Here is a 17,834-nt window from a genome sequence, read left to right as displayed (position 1 = left end):
GATGGAAAAAATAGTAATTAGGTTTGGCTGTGAAAATTATCGATGCTATTAAAAAATACACCGAAGTGTCTTGTGTTTTTTAAATTAAGCATACCGATAAATTGAAATTTAATTACTTAACATTATGCTCATCTTCAAAGCGAGGCATTTTATCGATGAGTGTATACAAACCATGTAATGCTTGCTGTTAATAATGTTGACGAAATCAAAGCTGTAAGAACACTATATGTTTGCCAAATAAGTATCGTTGAACAATCGAAGGCGCAGCACATTATACTCAGGGCGATCGTAGCGATCAGGAAAATAACTGTAACGATTATTCTCTTTTTTGTCATTGGCTGCAGCTCATTCGTTTTCCTTCTGCGTAATCCTAAGAGAAATAGCAGAATGGCCAACAGTAAAAGAATAATTGTGGTAGACGACAAGGTGATGTCCAAAAGCTGTGTGCCGCTTATTTCATATGACTGCGTTAGATTGCCGTCTAATATATCTTTAACTTTTAGTACCAGGTTGATATTGGTATTTGCTCCGTTGCTCAGCAAGCAGACGGCTGTTCGTTCATTTGGTAGTATGGCTACTTCGGTTCTGAAATTCGGATTGCCCCCAGTATGTTCTATAATCGTTTGGTCGGCGTTTACCGACCAGCCTGCCGCATAATACATATCGTTGACAGATGAAACAGACATATCACCCCTATGTGATTTTTTGATAACCGTGTGAAATATTTCAGGTATGTCCTGCACGATCCCCATCTGTATGCCCATCCAACGCGCCATATCTTTTGTATTAGAAATGATGTAGCCTGCCGGTTTATTCCCAGCATAATCCGGAGCGTTATATGGAGTTGTCATAAAAAAGGAAGAACGGTAGCCCTGTGCCAGCTGTCCAGTGGCTTGAGCATCTTCTTTATAAACATATGTCTGGTGAAGACCTAACGGTTGAAATACCTGTTCCTTCATAAAGTCTTCATAGCTTTGTCGCGACACAATCTCAATAACCAAACCCAATACGTCATAATTAACGGTTCCATATTTATACTGTTCACCGGGAGAGAACGCCAATTCAGCATCTACCAGCATTTCCACAGTCTTTTGCAGCATATCCGGCTTATTGCCTTGTGGAATATTATGAGTATGCCTAATATTTGTTAGGCCGCTGGTATGGTGAAGAAAGTTATTTAGCATAAGGCTTTGCATATCAATAGGTTTCCCTTGATACTTTAACGTAAACCAAGGTAAATATTTTTGAACAGGGTCAGTCAGTGATAGCAGCCCTTGCTCTTCCAACAGCATAATGCCCATACCGGTAAAAGCTTTACTGACCGAAGCCAGCTCGTAGAGTGTATTTTGACTTGCAGACAACCTCTTTTCACGGTCTGCATACCCTGAAGAAAAGTAGAACACTTCATTATCAGCAAGTATTGAGATTGACATTCCCGGCACACCTGATATACGACGGGCATCATCTAGCAACGCTTGTATTGCCGCAGATTTCGAATCTGACATCGCATAACTTTGTATTTCAAATCCCGAGAATAATATAAATATCGTTAATGCAAAAACAATAGTCTTTTTCATAAACTCTCCTTTTTGGAAAATTATAAGAGAATAATATAAATAACCTAGTTTTACAACTACTAAACTAAATTCTAATTTATCTTTCTATTCACCTATATAATATCAAGTGATTGTGAAGAGTTACACATAAACTAACACGTGCTAAAGCTTAAGATTAAGGCTGCTAAAAGGCAGTCTTTTTGCTTTGTCACTAACTTAGCAATTTGATGGAATTGAATGTGTTAATATGTAATAAATGGAATGCTTGAGGGGGAGTAGAGGTGTCCTTTTTGTTAATTGTAGGAATTATTATAGTTATAGTTTTTTTGGCTTGGGCAAATGCTATAAAAGAGAATAAAAGTTTAATAATACACTTAAACAAATGGGCGCATTACTTTAGTAAGAAGCTGATTAGATCAGCTTCTTTAAGAAAGTATAAAATTCTGACACATCTTTTTTTCTATGGAAATCAATATTCTTAAACGAATTTTCTTTGAACAGCATAGACACTTGGAAGTGTTCAAGCTTAAGATGATGCTCTGAATGATTATGATACTCCGAATGATGTTCAGATGGGTGAGTATTCATTAATAGAACTCTGTTTCTTTATATTTATATATTTAGAGATTCACTTTATTTTACATTGTTAGAGTATGATGCATTTTTCTTAATGAATGATTATTAACCTGTCTTATAGAAAATAGGGATTTGAATAAAAAAGGTTCTGTTTACAAGTAACAAAACCCTTATTTTTTATATGTGCTTAAAAACATCCATTAAGGAGTTGGTGGAGGAATTAGTCCGGTAAGGAGAGGAACTAATGCAACAGAACCACTAAGTGTAACTTGCTGCAATTGTAATACTTTTAGTGTAAGTTCCAGAACGAGCTTTTCAGTAATCGAGGTAAAAGCACCTTCAGGAGTTGTGATTGTTGGCGAAAAATCAAGCTCAAAGAAGTTGGCGGCTACTAACTCACCGTATGGTTGTTCATTGAATTTAACAAGATTGTTGAAATAATATTTATCTAGGCGAGGCGCTAATGGGTTTGTCTCATTAAGGAAATTAGCCTCGGCAGTTTCGGAAATGCCAATGATTGGTCGGTTGACGGAGGCGAATGCAACATCTGTAAAGCCAGTGAATGGAACATCGACAACTCTATCTAAAAGATTTGTAAGGCATGTGCCAGCTACAGCGCCAGCCGTAGTAAATTGGATATCTTTTCGAATATGCCCTCCTACAAATAATTTAGCTCTTGTCACCTCAAAAAAGTCAGTAGTGCCAATACGTGTAAATGGTGCAACCGGAACAAGTTTCACTTGATCTAAAAATACACTTTTTTTCACTTGCTTAATTTCAGTTGCGGGAGCTCTAAGATCAATTGTTGCCTCGATAGAAATTTGGATTGTTGGCTCCGCCACTACAACAGGTACTTTAATTATCGTAACACCTCCATTTGGAACAAAATCGGTAGGTGCAGACGGAAATGAACTCAGTGGAGTAGGTGTTATTGCACAGGATTCTGGAGGGTCCATGGGCTTGTTTACTTGATTTGGTTCATGATTATCATTACATCGCAAAAAAATAACCTCATTTCATATTTTTTTAAGATCTTACAGGATTAATGTATGCTGTTTTCATTTTAAAGAATTGGACAAGTATAATGGTCATTCACATATTCTTAAGAAATGAGGCATTTTGAACGTAAAGAAACTGTTAATTTTTCATAAACAAGCTATTAAATATTTTTTTCAATTTTATTCGTAGGAAACACAAGGTTGAAATAGATGCTTCATAAATTTGAATCATCTAATAAGGGATTAAAATAAATTCCAAGATAGTATTTATAATAAATATGATTAAATTCTTCATGGGTTATGCCAAATTTTTCGGAAATACTATCTAATATAATTTTTTCATCAGTTTTGTGAATATAGTTTCTTCCTCCAGAAGTAATTAGCCGAAACATACAATCAGCGTATTGTAGAACTTCTAAATCAAACTTACCTTCATCTTTTAGCTTGTTATAGAGTGAATTATCTAGAGTATTAGTATGATAGGATTTTTTATTGTTTATATAAAAGAAATTTTCAACATTATAATGTACTGTTCTATTTTCAGGAATGTCACTTGATAAAAAATATTTGTTTGAATCTGTATTTCCGACCAGTTTAAAATCAGAAATATGCAAAGGATTTTGGTAATCGCCAGTGAGTAAAAAATGTCTTAATTGTCTTTGGAAATACTCAAATATAGCAAACTGGTTAATCAATTCTAGTTCATCATACTGATTTATTAACTCCAGGTTAATCTCAGTAGTGAAATGGCTATATTGAATATCGATATTTTCGATAAAATAGTTAAAAGGATAAGATTGTCTAATTTCGTTTGCAACTTTTTTTAAATTACTAACATTTCTACTGCTTTCAAATATATGTAAAAGATAGATTATCGTTAATACTATTAAACTCACATAAAAGAATACAGATTTTCTACCCATTTATTTTTTTCTCCTCCTTCGAAAAAAGATTTTAAGAAAATAATGTGTTGAAAATATGTAGAAATTAGATCTGTTAAATAAACTCGGTCGTAACGAATTATTAGGAAGCAAAAGAGTAAAAATATTTGCAGTTCTTGCTATAGCAGAAGATTAGAGCTGTCATTTAGACAGCTTTTTCTGGAGCAGGTTAGTCGAAGTCAAATAATTATTGGGAGATGGTACATTTACAATAATGGTAACCAACTTGCCGCTTCTTGATCACATTTAGCCGTAGCTTCACCAGCCGTTCGGTCTGGATATAAACTACCATCAAACCGTGCTAATTCATCAAAAAATTGAACAGGAACTTTATAATCTATGGTTTGTGCCAAATAATCAAGATGGGGAGTAGGCGTGTTATGAGGTACAGTATCTAAATGAACAATTGTACGTTTCCAAGGGCCATTGTTATACCAGATGATTCTTCTTGAACTTGCTTCATTTGGTAAACCATATTTATTGATTAATAAATAAACAGTAATTTTGGGTTCTCCATTTCATCCCTCCAAAATTTGATCTAAAACTGGATGTACACTGGGATGTTGACGGTAAGAGCTGCTAAAGTCAAAATTCATTTTTAAATCCCCCTCCTGATATATATTTTATACTGGTCTTTTGTCCATAGTTACTGGGGCAGCTGGAAAAGCACAAACAAGAATGTGAAAAGTTATACTTAAACAAACAAGTACGTTCGTATTATATAGTTCAGCCAGTCATTTCTGGTTGAACTTTTTTTATTTGGATTTAATCTATCAGTAGCCAAGGTAGAACGTACGGGTGCGTGGGACATTGATTCCGTCAGCTAAACTGTTCACCCCCTACTAGTAGAAATAGGTTTGAGGCTGGTTGGTACTTAGATCTCGTATAACAAGAGAAACTATAATACTACTTGGAGGAAATAGGGGTTACTGGTGAATACATTAGAGGAGGAGAAAGAATGAACCCAGTTGTGGGTGTAGACATAGCTAAAGGAAAGAGTGAAGTTCAGGCTTTTTTAGATAAAGGAAAGCCTTATGGAAAGAGTTTTTCAATAAAGCATAAGCGTGAAGAATTAGATGCGTTTATAAGCTTCTTAGGGGAAATGAAATCAATGACTGGTCAAATGCCTGTAGTTATTTTGGAATCAACAGGTCGTTCTCATACGCCTATCGTTCAATGCTTAGAAGGAAATGAAATTCTTTATATTTTATTGAATCCAATCATTTCTCATCAAGCAAAGAAATCAAGTTTGTGAAAGGTAAAAACAAATGCCTTTGATGCCTATTAACTATATATTCTTTACTATAAAGAGGAATTTGAGCCTTATAAGATGAAAGGAATTCAGCTTCTAAACCTTCGAAATCTATCTAGACAACAAGAAATTATAACGAATATGTATGACATACTATTTCATTACCAAGGACACCTTTCAAAATCGGATAACCAAACGAGGTTCCAGCAGACTAAGGCACAGTTTGTATCTAGCTGTATTATGTGGAATAAGAAGTCCCAGAAATAAAAAACTCAAAGAGTTCTGCCCTTGCTTTTTTAACTAATGCACTCGCCAATTGATTTGGAGAGTCAAGGGAAAAAATTTTACTAAAGAGAACTTACTATAAAATGTTTTTAAAAAAACTTTCGACAAAAAAAGATAAATATTCTATAATACAAAAGTGATATATTAGTATAATACTATTGTCTATTTTTCGAAAATTGAAAAAGGCAAACTTATCGAAAGGTAAGGACGCAAAGCTACGAGTCTAAAATCCAATAGGATAATGATAGTCGGGTTGCCCTAAATAATAACAAGTGATTATTTGGCTATCCTTACGTATATTGGGATAGCTTTTATTTTTGCAATTATACGAAAAGAACGTAAATATGTCGATAATAATGAAAAAGGAGATTAAAAGATGATAGTCGTGGATAGAAGGAAATACAAAATGGCAATTAACGAGAGTGTGAAGGAAGTCCATGTTCAGGTGCATGGATTAATGCGAGAAGAGGATGTAGAAGGTTATATGGTAGATTTACAGGATACAATTAATAGAGTACCTAGACCGGAATATACGTTTGTTGTCGATGCGACTCACCAAACCCCTGTCCCTTCAAAGGTTGTACCGCAGTTGGAACAGACGATGTTATTTTATTCCAGCTTAGGTTTTAAAGACATCCTTGTAGTAAAACCGTCATCTAAGATTGCGCAGGTGCAAATTAGGAATGCACTTGAAAGAATTGAGTTCTCAGGTACGTTTATCGATAAACTATAACATTCTATATAATGTTAGATTTATTAAAATATTTTTATTTTATAGATTAGAAAGGAAATTTAACAAGTGCAGACAACAAAAGAAATTTATACATATGAAATTATAATGAAGGAACATTCAGCTTTAATTCAGAAAGCGGCTGAGTGTCTAGCTCGTACATTTATTGGAGTGGATGTTACAGGAAAATGGGTTCAGGAACCTATGGTAGGTGTTTTAGATATAGGTTATGAAGATTTCTATAACTTTACCAAGGATTATTTAGATTCTATAATCGAGCAGGGGTATTGCGTAGTCGCTCAGGATGTTGATAGAAATGTTGTTGGTGTGCTTGCTGGAGATACGAATGCACCTGAGATTATCGGAGAAGATGTATTTGAAGGCTCTTTTTATGACATGAATGTAATTCTACGTGTTCTAGAGGACGTTAGTAAACGTTTTATGGAAGATTATGAAAAACGAAACGGAAAAGAAATCCAAGATGGAGAGTTATTGCACCTATTTATGTTAGGAGTGATAGCAGAGAATGACCGACACGAAATTATTCAGCAATTAGGAAATAGATTGCTAACAAAGGCATCTTCACAAGGGTTGAAGGCTATTATAGGTGAAGCAACAAACCCTAAGTCGATAAGTGTAATGGAAAAATATCATGATATGGAAAAATATATAGATTTAGAAGGAAATTATATTGTTCATAAATATCAGAGTAACAGTAAGTTAAATCGTATTCCTGCGAATGTTGCGGATGGAACATATATCATTATAAAGGAACTTTAACATATTTATAATAAAGTCTAATTAGGGTGGGTTTTATCATGGAAGCTATTTTAATAGGTATAATTATTATTTTAATGGGTGTGTCGGGTTATTTTGCTTACCAATATCATGCACTAAAACGTCATCCTCATATTAATAAAGAAATAATAAGTGTAATGAAAGAAATATCAGTAGGTAATATAACAACCAAAGTAGATGAAAGAAGTTCTGACCATGCTGTAATTAATCAACTAATTGAGTTTTTCAGCCGTATAAGAGAAAAGTTTTTTATATTTTCAAAAGATGTACATGAAAAAGGAGAAAACTTCGCTGAAATCGGTGAATATGCTTCTGAGAAAGCGGATATAGTTAGAGCAGCAATCGATGAGGTAGGTAGAGGAGTACAGAAACAATTAGTAGCTATAGAAGAGAGTGCTACATCTATGGAAGAAATGGCACAAGCTATCGAAGACTTATCGGTGAGATCGAATCAAATTTCAGAACAATCGAATACTTCCTTAGAATTGACGCAAGATGGGAACGTGAAGCTAAATTATTCCTTAGAGAAAATGGAGCAATTTAATAAAACGATAACTACAACTTTTGATGCAATAAATAAACTCGGAGAAAAATCTCACGAAATTGGTACTATTGTAAAAGTGATTACAGAGATTTCAGAGCAAATTAATTTACTGGCGTTGAATGCGGCAATAGAAGCAGCTCGTGCGGGTGAGCATGGTAAAGGTTTCGCGGTTGTGGCTGATGAGGTTCGAAGATTGGCAGAACAATCACGTCAGTCTTCTTCTGAAGTATCAAATATTGTAAAGAATATTCAAGAAGAGACTGACAGAGTTGTCAAGTCAATGCAACAGGGAACAAAAGAATTTGAAGATACAAATGTGACCATCGTAGAGGTTGGAACCATGTTTGAAAAGATTCTATCTACTACAAAGATTATTGCTGAAAATAATGAAAATTCATCTGCAAGTACAGAAGAATTATCTTCTGCTTCTCATGAGATAATGACAACAATTTCTATGATAGCTTCTATCTCTCGTGAATCTGTTGAAATGTTCGAGGAACTAGTAGAAATTAGTGATGATGAACTAAATACAATGCAAAAACTTGTACATGAAGCGAAGAGTCTTGCGGAGCTGGAAAATGATATAAAAAAATCATTATTTGCATGGAAACATGGTGTTGAAACTGCGGAAGCTAAAGTAGATCAAGATACTGAAAATAAAGTCAGTGTAGCAGTATAAAGATATTCATTTTATTGGATGATAAATATAAGAGTGCTTCTCATAGGTTTATCCAACTTGTGAGAAGCTTCTTTTATATGCGCAAAAACTGTTCCAATTGCCCTCATAGTTTTTTAGATTCAGCAAGGTTTCGATTGGATTCTAATTTTTAAAAATAATACTACTTCTAGTAAAAACAACAAGGAGGCAAAACAATGAATAAAGTGCAAAAATTGTTTCCTAGTATGGATGGGAATGACTTTCAAAGAGAGGAATTATTGTCCTACTTTAAGATGATTTTAACGAAAATAGATGAATTAAAGGATCCTAACAAACTAACACTAGGAGAAATGCCCGAGTACACAGAGGATTATTATAATCGTGTCATTCAAAAGGCTGACGTTCCGAAAACGGGTGTGCCGATGGTAGAAGTGATTCAGGAGCTACTAAAATTGGTAGAAGGACACCGGTACGTCATCGAAATTATGTAGCCAATGCAGCACCCCTTCCGAATATTGCTAGTATCATCGGCAATTTAGTAATGGTGCTAGTCAATGGGAATAATATATGGGATGTGGAAGGCCCAGCAGCGGCTACAGCAGAAATCGAAGTAACTAGTATGCTATCCAAACTTGTCGGATATGATGAAAATATTAGTGCAGGATATACAACTTGGGGAGGACAAGGGGCTGTCTTTAACTCTTTGCGCCTTGCCATTGCACGTTACGCGCCGACCTCTAATCAAAGTGGTGTACCGCAAAATCTCTATTGCTTTTGTTCTGAGCTATCACATTACAGTCTGTATAAATCTGTAGAAGCAACTGGGATTGGTGTAGAAAATATGATTCGCGTGAAAGCTAATGCTGATCATTCTATGAATCTAGAAGATTTAAAAGAAAAAATGGAGCATGTTATAGCACAAGGTGGTGTTCCTCTTTATGTCCTTGCCACAATGGGAGCTACTGATACATTTGGGATTGATGACATTGAGGGAATTAAGCTAATATCAGAAGAATTGGAACGCGCATATGGCATATATCCACTCTTTATCCATGCAGACTCTGCTATGGGGGGCATGTATAGTTTCTTTAATAGTTACGACTTTGGAAGCAATCCTCTGCGATTTGAAGACAACGTTAATGAAGTATTGAAATCCTATCAGCAGAAGTTTAAACATATCAAGCTTGCTGATAGTATGGTCTTTGATTTCCATAAGCTTGGACAAACTCCATATATAACGAGTTTATTTTTAATTAAAAACAGAGAGTATCTTAAGTATGTTGATTTAGATGCAGAGGAAACGCCGTATGTTGGGAATCGAGGTTATGGTAGCTATCATACAGGCTACACGCTCGAATGCTCACGAATGGGAAGTGCTTTGGCGATTTATGCGTCTTTATTAGCATTTGGAGTCGACGGTTATCAAGAGCTTTTAGCCAACTATATTCGTGTCAATATTGCATTTAGAGAGACGTTAATAAAAGAAGTTTCGAATGTGGTGATCACAAATGAGGTTTCTCCGATTACAACATTCCGTTTTTATCCTGAAAAGACAAAGTGGAATGATGAAAGGAACGGACTTTTAACCGTCGAAGAAATAACGGAAATTAATCAATTTAATGACGAGTTTGCAGAGGTAATTGGTGCCGAACGAGATATCGTCTTCTTTGGAAATACAAAAAAGCAGTGTCTCTTAGAAGCAGCAAATTCAAACAAGCGCATATCCGTATATGCGCATAAATTTTTTACGATATCGCCATACTCAACAATAGATGAGGTCGACCATTATGTTGAATTTCTAAAAGAACACCTAGATTGTTTTCTGAAACTTAATGAGTTACAGGAACTTGAAAGATCCAGTTAAAGTATATACGGAAACCCACATCTTATGGAGTTGGAAGATGACGTGAACAAATTACTATCATCGAATCACGACTACTGAATCAGGACAATTAAGTGGTCATGGTGCTACTTACATTGAAGTAGGTCATAAATATGGCATTGATCCCGCTTTCCTCATGGCTATTACAATGTCAGAAAAAGGTGGAGATAGTAGATGGTTAAGAGACTATAATAATGTCGGTGGATTCATCCATAACGGTCCTACGAATTTAAATATGAATTGGGTAAATAACGTTTACAAGTTCTTATCAAAAGCGGGGGTATCTGTTTTATAAATGCAGAGGTCGGAAAGAATGAAATAAGATATTATAGGAAAGAAGTAGATTAATTAGGCAATTTATTTTCTTTATTCACGTTATGTATGCTAACATTTCCAATTATTTTAGGTTATTTCTCTACTCCGCTAGGTATCATCTTTTTCCTAATAGCGGTTGCTACATTATCAATTAAGACGTTCTTGGAAGTGAAGATACCACTTCATCATTTAGATAAGAATCTATAAGTTTTATCGGTGACCATGTAGTAAATGAACACTTTTTTATATAACAATAGGTTTTGATAACATAATAGTAACTTTTTTAAGTATATAGGAGGTATTACATTGAATGTAGATAGAATAGTACAACAAAATAAGAGCTTTCGTGAAGCTCTTATAGATATTCTTCGACTTAAGGATGCTGTACCTTATGCTGCTTATCCACAAATTATTGATATTGCTGAAACAACGCTTAATACAAATCCGTCTAGTTTCATTGTGTTTAAACAAATTAACGGTAAGGGTCCTATTTATAAACTAGAAGTATGTCAAAACACATTAGATGTATTAAAGCAAGAAATTGTTGAGAATTTACCTTCAGGCTGGTCTATCGAAGAATTTTGTATGTTATTAGCGAAAGGCAATCGTTTAGATATAAATATAGAAAACATAGAAGATTAATAGTGGGAAATATTTCATCCTCATTTTGCTATACGAGTAGATAGGCCTACTAAAGAAGGCCTTGGAAGAATGGGTTTATGAAGTTGATTACTACAGTACCTTTGGCATTTTGGTTGAAAAGAAAGTGCTATCTGTTATTGTATGGCTATTTGCCATCGTATTTTGTTCTCTTATATGTACGTATGTATTCAAAAATAAGAAAATATCTAATTAATTATTTAGTTTCATATTAACTCAAGTGTGTTTTAACTGAAAAGAAGCATAACTCATTTATTAACAGATGTAATCCTTCTAGATCAAGAAATGTGTGATACGCTCTTTTTTCGTTATGCAACTAAACCAGCTAATACATGTAAATGTTTGTTTCAGGCAACATCTTGGAAAACAGTCTTTTTTAAAAATTATAATTTTTGCTAAAACATCTATCTCTTCTTCAAGCTTGGATAGATGTTTTTTGTATTCAAGAAGTACTCCGATAAGCGTCTCTATACTTTTTTTATTCTACTTTCTTATTCAATGACAAACTGGTGATACATTGAAAAGTTACAATGCAATTGTAGCAAAAACACAGTAAAGATTTAATTAGAAAGGATGAATAAGATAAATGGATAAAAAGAAGATCATCAAAAGAGTACTATTATTAGTAGGATTGTTTGTTATTCAGTTTGCAATATTCTTTATTAAAGAGAGATTTTATACTGATAGTAATACGGTAGGAATTGTTCTATGGGTCTTACCATGTATTATGATAGTATTTGCTGGATATTTTATACAATCTGATAAAGCGTGGAATTGGGGTAGAAGTCTCTTATTCTCCATTGTTATTGCTATAATATCAGTTGCTGGAGTGCAATTTGGAGAGAATACGGCAATTAACAAAGGTACTGACAAACCAATGTCTAGCAATTTAGGTGAACCGAAAGAATCTAGTAAAACAATGGATATTGGCGCTGATGATGGAAAAGGCAATAATGAACAAAGTGGAATTGTGCAAAGTTTTGGAAAAGAAGTTACAAATCCAAAAAACAATGCTGGAAGTGAGGATTCTGAACAAAAGTCTTATAACTATGATAGTTCAGTGGAATCAGATGCTTCTATTTCAATGTCAAATCCAGAGGAATCAACTGACAAGTCGTTAAAGGCAAATTCAGAGAACTCAATGGATAATGCTTCAGATATAGACATTGCGGACATTTTAATGAGTATGGCATTATACTTTATGTTGGCATTTGCCGGACAATATGTGAAATACAATATGAGAAAGACATATTAGTTCATGTAAAGCTTCTCTCTGTCAGCGGTATACGTAGAGTAAACGTAATAAGTATTGTTGAATCGTATATTTATATTACTCCCTCTTTGTTAAACAGTAAGATTTGCTGAATAATAAAGAGGGCATTTTGTTGTTGAAGCCGTTCTATATATAGTACTATTTACTTTCTCTTTTTGACACATTGTATTGAGATACTGATTTTTAAGATTTACTAGAAATGAGGAAAAAATAATATGGCAAGACTTCTAATTGTTGAGGATGATCTAGACACTAATGACAGTATTTGTGAATATTTAAAAGGAGCTGGACATGATGTATATGCCGCTTTTGACGGAGAACAAGCCCTTAAGATGTTCGCTGATATACCAATTGATGTAGTAGTATTGGATATTATGTTGCCGAAAATAAATGGATTGACGGTCTTAAAACAGATAAGGGAAGGCAGTGAAGTTCCAGTTCTCATGTTAACAGCCATTAAAGATGAAAGTACTCAAATAGCTAGTTTTGATGGGCTGGCGGATGACTATATTACGAAACCATGTTCCATTGTTTTACTTGGAAAGAGGATTACAGCATTGTTGCGCAGGGTGGGGAAAGGTAAGGATGTACATGTCTGGGCGCACGCAGATTTAATCGTGGATTTTGGTGCTTATACAGCTTTCAACTCTGGGGGGCGAGTGGATATCACACAAAAAGAGTTGCATCTTTTGAAGCTCTTGATTGATAATCAGGGACTTGTTTTGTCAAGGAATCAGATACTGGAGGAAATATGGGGTGTTGATGCTCCTGACTCTGATCGTACGATTGATCTTTATATTAGTCGGCTCCGTCAGAAATTAAGACTTGAATGTATTAGAACAATCAAGGGTATCGGTTATAAGTTTGAGGTGTCTCAATGAAAAAAATGAAATTGTTCCCCAAGACGTTTCTATATGTCATGGGGCTAATGGTGTTGATTACGCTGATAGGCCATGTGCTGATTTATGTCTTAATGCCTATCTTCTATACAAACCAAAAGGAAAAGGATTTTAAAGACATCAATAGCCAGCTTGTTAAGCAACTCAAAAAAATATCAACCGAAGAAGTGCAATATACTATTGGTGACTTTGCTCAAGAAAAATCAATACAAGTATATTTGAATTATGACGGTGTAATTTTAGAAGCGAATTCTTCAAATCTTGGTCCTAAACAAAGTATAGCCGGTATGAAAATAGAAACAGAAAATAAATCATCTATTTCATCGAATGTTCCATCTGATTCAAATGATATGAATTTTTATGAGAGTAATAGTATGCCAGAAAATCATTTTGATAAGACGAATGACTTTTTGGAGATGGGGTCCAAATTCACCAACCAATATGGACAGGAATGCTATGTAAAAACAACGGAGACGCTTCAACCTGTAAATGAGGCGAAGAGTATCGTTATTATGGTATTGCCGTTTTCATTACTGATATGCCTTGTGTTTTCTACTCTTTTCGCTCTATTATACTCTAGAAAAATTACAAAGCCACTCGAGCGTATATCTTATACGACTGGAAAAATGAAACAACTTGATAAAATGGCTATTTGTGAAGTGAATACGAAAGATGAAATTGGAATCCTAGCAGAAAATGTGAATTCTCTGTACGAGAGTCTGCAAACAACTATTGATAATCTACAACGAGAAAATGAGCATGTAAGTAGGGTAGAACAATCAAAAGTAGACTTTATGCGGGCAGCGTCTCACGAATTGAAAACGCCAGTAACAGCTGTCAACTTTATGTTGGATAATATGATTATAGGGGTTGGAAAGTTCAAGGATCACGAAACCTACCTACCAAAATGCAAAGAGTTGGTCGAGAAACTGAGTGATATGGTATGTGGTGTTCTTGATGCATCTAAGCTAAGTTTTTATGAGAAAGACGAGAGTGCGCAGGATACTCAAATAGCAGATATGGTTCGTAAGTCGATAGAACCATATCTTTTGATTGCAAAAGCTAAAGGAGTGGTTGTTAATATAGAGTTATCAAAGGGAATAATAGCAAAAGTACCACCTGAAAGTTTCGCAAAAGTGATCTCTAATGTGTTTTCCAATGCGGTTAATTATACCTTACCAGGAGAGAGAATCCGATTAGTACTCGGCGAAAAAAGCATATTAATTGAAAATGAATGTACACCTCTCCCAGCAGAGTACTTGGAACGTATTTTTGAACCATTCTATCGTCCGGATTTTTCGCGTAACCGACATACGGGAGGAAGTGGATTGGGACTGTACCTTGTATCTCAAATTCTTTCCGTCTACCAGATTTCTTACTCTTTCCTTCCTTATGAGAAAGGGATGCGATTCACCATTATATTTTGATAATCTTATAGTTTCAAAAATCCTCTGTTGATAAAACAAAGGATTTTTTTGCATTCCATTACTTTTTCGATGACAAACTGATGAAACATTGAAGAGATATAGTAGTAGTGTTCTTAGATTAAACTGATGATTAAAAAAGTTCTCAACGTAACTAATTATAGAGAAAAGAGGTGTTTATAATATGAATTTATTTGAACGGGCATTTCTATATGTCCGAAGAAAATGGGGGAAAAGCCTACTACTATTTCTTGTCTTACTAGTGATTTCGACTTTTGTTATGACTGGGCTATTCATTCAGAGGGCGTCAGATATTGCGGCTCTGAATCTGCGGCAATCATTAGGTGGTAGTTTTGAACTTAGACTTGATAAATCGAAATTTAATCAAGTTATAGATAATGAAAAAAGAAAATCAGTACCATACATTTTAGACGATAAAATGATAAAAAAAATTATGAAAACACCTGGTATTGATTCTTATAATGCTCTTCGTAGAGGAAATTTTCTATTAAAAGGTAAGAATGAACAATACCTAAAGTTGATTGAAACAAATGATTTGTACGCTGACGATGAAGTGATGCGGCACACGATTACAAACGAAACCAATACAAGAACTGCTGATGGTCAAGATTTTAAAAGCGGAAAATTACGTTTGGAACAGGGGAATCATTTGAACGAAGAAGATGAAAATAAAGCGCTTATCAGTAAGCCTCTTGCAGAATTAAATGGTCTAAAGGTAGGTGATACGATTCAACTTGTTGAAATTCCAAATCTAGCAGGGGATAGTAATATATTCGTAAACCTCGTCATTAAGGGAATCTTTGAAATTGAAACGGAACAATCAAACACAGCTATGTTCGCTCCTAGTGAGCTACTGGAAAATAAGATATATATAGATTTAAAATCTAGCAATGAATTTTATTCTACAAATGTTGTTAAAAAGTATGATAGGGTTCATTTTCACGTCAATGATCCTGCGAATCTAAATCAAATAATCAAAGAGGTTCAAAAAGACAAAAGTAATAATTGGGATTATTTTATATTTAACGCAGATGATCAAGGGTATGAAAAAGCAGCAAAGCCCTTGCAAAATATGAAAAATTTATTGGGAACATTGCTACTGAGTATTATTATTTCCAGCATTCTCATTCTATCGTTAATTCTTAATCTGCTCATAAAGAATCGTATACATGAAAGCGGGATGCTGCTTTCAATGGGGGTTACTAAAGGACAAATAATCTTACAACATATAGTGGAAATTCTCATTATAGGAGTAATTGCAATTGGTATATCCTTTTTCACTAGTCAGGTAGTCGCGCAGAACTTAGGTGACACCATGTTACAGCAAAAAGTAGTTGACTCTGCTTCTAGTAGCACAAACAATCATCAACAAACTACTTTGACAGAATTGAAAGTCCAGTCTTCGATAAAAGATCTAGGTTTGGTCTATGGACTTGGTACATTGGTCATTATTCTTTCTGTTGGTATTGCTAGTGTTCCAGTCATCCGTTTAAATCCGAATAAAATATTAACCAAAATGAGTTAAGAGAGGGAGTTAACAAATATGAATATATGTAAAAGAGCTTATTTATATATCAGCAGAAAGCTGGGCAAAACCTTGATTCTTTTCTTGATATTGCTGGCAATCTCCACTTTGGTACTGACAGGGCTTTCAATACGTGAAGCATCTGATACTGCAGCTCTCAACTTGCGACAATCTTTGGGGGGCATATTTATTATGAAACCTGCGTTAATCCCAGATAATATGAAGAAATTAGAAGACATCACTACGAATGATGAAAAAGGAAGCGGGAAGATGGAATCGTATGTATATGATGGTGACCCATTAAATGACGATGTAATTAAAGAAGTAATGAATACGAATGGTATTGACGATTATAGTGCAAGGAACCAGATGTTTCCTGATTTGAAAACTCTGAATGGTCAAGGCTTGAAGGTAATTGGAGGGAGCGAAATATTCAAGAATAATCCCGAATATGACCATAGCGTAATGGCTGAAGCACAGGCAGGAACGCAAGGAATTACTTTGTTTCGAAACGATGTTTTGAAAATGTTGGAGGGGAGCAAATCGGTTGAAGATAAGTTGCATGGAGCACTTATTAGTAAAGAGTTAGCTGACCTGAACGGATTGAAAATAGGGGATGAAATAGTACTTGCTATAGGACCTAAATCATATGATCCAAATCTTAAAAAAGGATCTTTAAAGCTGAAAGTAACTGGTATCTTTGCGCAGGTTAAACAGCAAGAAAACGCTATGAAATGGAGTCCTGCCTATCGTCTTGAAAATCGTATTTTTATAAATTCAAAGCTCATGGAAGATTTCACAATGAAGCATTGGAATGCAGCTGGATATGATCGCGTATATTTCCGCGTAAACGACCCAGCTAAAATGAAAGAAATTATGAAGAAGCTAAAAAATAACAATAATATTAATTGGAAATATTACTCAATAGAACCTGGAGATGGAGACTATCAAAAGGTTGCCAGTTCTTTGAAAAATATGGATAGTTTACTAACAACCTTGATTGGCATCATTATCGTTATTGGAATGGCAATTCTAACGTTAATTCTGACAATGTGGATGAAGAGTCGTATACATGAAACGGGTATATTGCTATCAATAGGCATTAGTAAAAAGAAAATCGTACTACAGCATATAGTGGAAATAGTGATTGTTGCCGTGTTTGCATTTGGGGTGTCATTCTTTTCTAGCCAAATGATTGCCCAAGGTATTGGCAATAAAATAGTTCAACAGACAAATTCTCAAATGGAAGTGAGTGGAACAAAGGATAATAACCAGAATGAAATACCGACTGGTGATCCAGATGATTTTGAACCGACTTTTAGCGCTCCGAAAATCACAGAATTGAAAATACAAGTGTCACCTAGTAATTTACTGTTAGTTTATAGCTTTGGAACATTGATTGCAGTCTTTGCAGTTGGTATTTCAAGTATTCCAGTTCTACGTTTAAAACCAAAAGAAATTATGAGCAAAATGAGCTAATTTGGAGGGGAATATACA

Annotated in this window: 12 protein-coding genes, 3 pseudogenes and 1 riboswitch; of the genes and pseudogenes, 11 read left to right on the top strand and 4 right to left on the bottom strand. The window is 34.7% G+C overall.

Features of this window, described 5'->3' with window-relative positions:
• Positions 1 to 149: 149 nt before the first annotated feature.
• From TX86_RS10250 to TX86_RS26235, 4 genes and pseudogenes are all read right to left on the bottom strand, one after another.
• Positions 150 to 1,577 (bottom strand): serine hydrolase domain-containing protein, encoded by a 1,428-nt coding sequence (locus tag TX86_RS10250; protein ID WP_042348599.1) that lies wholly within the window; start codon positions 1,575 to 1,577, stop codon positions 150 to 152.
• Between the two features lie 755 nt (positions 1,578 to 2,332).
• Positions 2,333 to 3,088 carry a CsxC family protein gene (locus tag TX86_RS10240; protein ID WP_439096851.1) on the bottom strand — a complete coding sequence of 252 codons (756 nt, stop codon included), beginning with the start codon at positions 3,086 to 3,088 and terminating at the stop codon, positions 2,333 to 2,335.
• A gap of 257 nt (positions 3,089 to 3,345) precedes the next feature.
• Positions 3,346 to 4,053 carry a hypothetical protein gene (locus tag TX86_RS10235; RefSeq protein WP_042348592.1) on the bottom strand — a complete coding sequence of 236 codons (708 nt, stop codon included), beginning with the start codon at positions 4,051 to 4,053 and terminating at the stop codon, positions 3,346 to 3,348.
• A gap of 230 nt (positions 4,054 to 4,283) precedes the next feature.
• Positions 4,284 to 4,574, bottom strand: a pseudogene (locus TX86_RS26235) (hypothetical protein); the annotation flags it as partial.
• Positions 4,575 to 5,029: 455 nt separating this feature from the next.
• Here TX86_RS26235 and TX86_RS10230 point away from each other — a divergent pair.
• The 11 genes and pseudogenes from TX86_RS10230 to TX86_RS10180 form a co-directional block, all read left to right on the top strand.
• Positions 5,030 to 5,470, top strand: a pseudogene (locus TX86_RS10230) (IS110 family transposase); the annotation flags it as partial.
• Positions 5,471 to 5,782: 312 nt separating this feature from the next.
• Positions 5,783 to 5,869: riboswitch (cyclic di-GMP riboswitch) on the top strand.
• Between the two features lie 115 nt (positions 5,870 to 5,984).
• A complete protein-coding gene (locus TX86_RS10225; RefSeq protein ID WP_042348589.1) occupies positions 5,985 to 6,341 on the top strand; it encodes a hypothetical protein in 357 nt (118 codons plus the stop codon).
• A 66-nt stretch (positions 6,342 to 6,407) separates the two neighbouring features.
• Entirely contained in the window at positions 6,408 to 7,118 is a 711-nt protein-coding gene (locus TX86_RS10220; RefSeq protein ID WP_042348585.1) for a hypothetical protein, read from the top strand.
• Between the two features lie 38 nt (positions 7,119 to 7,156).
• Complete coding sequence (locus TX86_RS10215) at positions 7,157 to 8,359, top strand: methyl-accepting chemotaxis protein (protein WP_042348583.1); 1,203 nt, start codon at positions 7,157 to 7,159, stop codon at positions 8,357 to 8,359.
• A 194-nt stretch (positions 8,360 to 8,553) separates the two neighbouring features.
• A pseudogene (locus TX86_RS10210) lies at positions 8,554 to 10,202 on the top strand (pyridoxal phosphate-dependent decarboxylase family protein).
• Between the two features lie 639 nt (positions 10,203 to 10,841).
• The gene (locus tag TX86_RS10205) at positions 10,842 to 11,177 is read left to right on the top strand and encodes a hypothetical protein (protein ID WP_042348581.1); all 336 of its coding nucleotides are present in this window, start codon (positions 10,842 to 10,844) and stop codon (positions 11,175 to 11,177) included.
• Positions 11,178 to 11,781: 604 nt separating this feature from the next.
• Positions 11,782 to 12,450 carry a hypothetical protein gene (locus TX86_RS10200; RefSeq protein WP_042348577.1) on the top strand — a complete coding sequence of 223 codons (669 nt, stop codon included), beginning with the start codon at positions 11,782 to 11,784 and terminating at the stop codon, positions 12,448 to 12,450.
• Positions 12,451 to 12,683: 233 nt separating this feature from the next.
• The gene (locus TX86_RS10195) at positions 12,684 to 13,349 is read left to right on the top strand and encodes a response regulator transcription factor (protein WP_042348575.1); all 666 of its coding nucleotides are present in this window, start codon (positions 12,684 to 12,686) and stop codon (positions 13,347 to 13,349) included.
• The gene (locus tag TX86_RS10190; protein ID WP_042348572.1) at positions 13,346 to 14,794 is read left to right on the top strand and encodes a HAMP domain-containing sensor histidine kinase; all 1,449 of its coding nucleotides are present in this window, start codon (positions 13,346 to 13,348) and stop codon (positions 14,792 to 14,794) included. Before TX86_RS10195 ends, TX86_RS10190 begins: the two co-directional genes overlap by 4 nt.
• Before the next feature lie 181 nt (positions 14,795 to 14,975).
• On the top strand, positions 14,976 to 16,337 hold the full coding sequence (locus TX86_RS10185) for an ABC transporter permease (RefSeq protein ID WP_042348570.1): 1,362 nt from the start codon (positions 14,976 to 14,978) through the stop codon (positions 16,335 to 16,337).
• Between the two features lie 192 nt (positions 16,338 to 16,529).
• The gene (locus TX86_RS10180; RefSeq protein WP_042348569.1) at positions 16,530 to 17,816 is read left to right on the top strand and encodes an ABC transporter permease; all 1,287 of its coding nucleotides are present in this window, start codon (positions 16,530 to 16,532) and stop codon (positions 17,814 to 17,816) included.
• Positions 17,817 to 17,834: the final 18 nt, after the last annotated feature.

It is taken from the genome of Bacillus massiliigorillae (assembly GCF_000380245.2).
Taxonomy (GTDB): domain Bacteria; phylum Bacillota; class Bacilli; order Bacillales; family DSM-1321; genus Bacillus_AD; species Bacillus_AD massiliigorillae.
This window is presented reverse-complemented; position numbering and strand designations above follow the sequence as displayed.

Bases quoted from the DNA above. Each gene is read 5' to 3' on its own strand.
- TX86_RS10185 (WP_042348570.1), top strand. From the start codon at position 14,976: ATGAATTTATTTGAACGGGCATTTCTATATGTCCGAAGAAAATGGGGG.
- TX86_RS10180 (WP_042348569.1), top strand. From the start codon at position 16,530: ATGAAACCTGCGTTAATCCCAGATAATATGAAGAAATTAGAAGACATC.
- TX86_RS10225 (WP_042348589.1), top strand. From the start codon at position 5,985: ATGATAGTCGTGGATAGAAGGAAATACAAAATGGCAATTAACGAGAGT.
- TX86_RS10250 (WP_042348599.1), bottom strand. From the start codon at position 1,577: ATGAAAAAGACTATTGTTTTTGCATTAACGATATTTATATTATTCTCG.
- TX86_RS10235 (WP_042348592.1), bottom strand. From the start codon at position 4,053: ATGGGTAGAAAATCTGTATTCTTTTATGTGAGTTTAATAGTATTAACG.
- TX86_RS10195 (WP_042348575.1), top strand. From the start codon at position 12,684: ATGGCAAGACTTCTAATTGTTGAGGATGATCTAGACACTAATGACAGT.
- TX86_RS10200 (WP_042348577.1), top strand. From the start codon at position 11,782: ATGGATAAAAAGAAGATCATCAAAAGAGTACTATTATTAGTAGGATTG.
- TX86_RS10240 (WP_439096851.1), bottom strand. From the start codon at position 3,088: ATGGACCCTCCAGAATCCTGTGCAATAACACCTACTCCACTGAGTTCA.
- TX86_RS10215 (WP_042348583.1), top strand. From the start codon at position 7,157: ATGGAAGCTATTTTAATAGGTATAATTATTATTTTAATGGGTGTGTCG.
- TX86_RS10190 (WP_042348572.1), top strand. From the start codon at position 13,346: ATGAAAAAAATGAAATTGTTCCCCAAGACGTTTCTATATGTCATGGGG.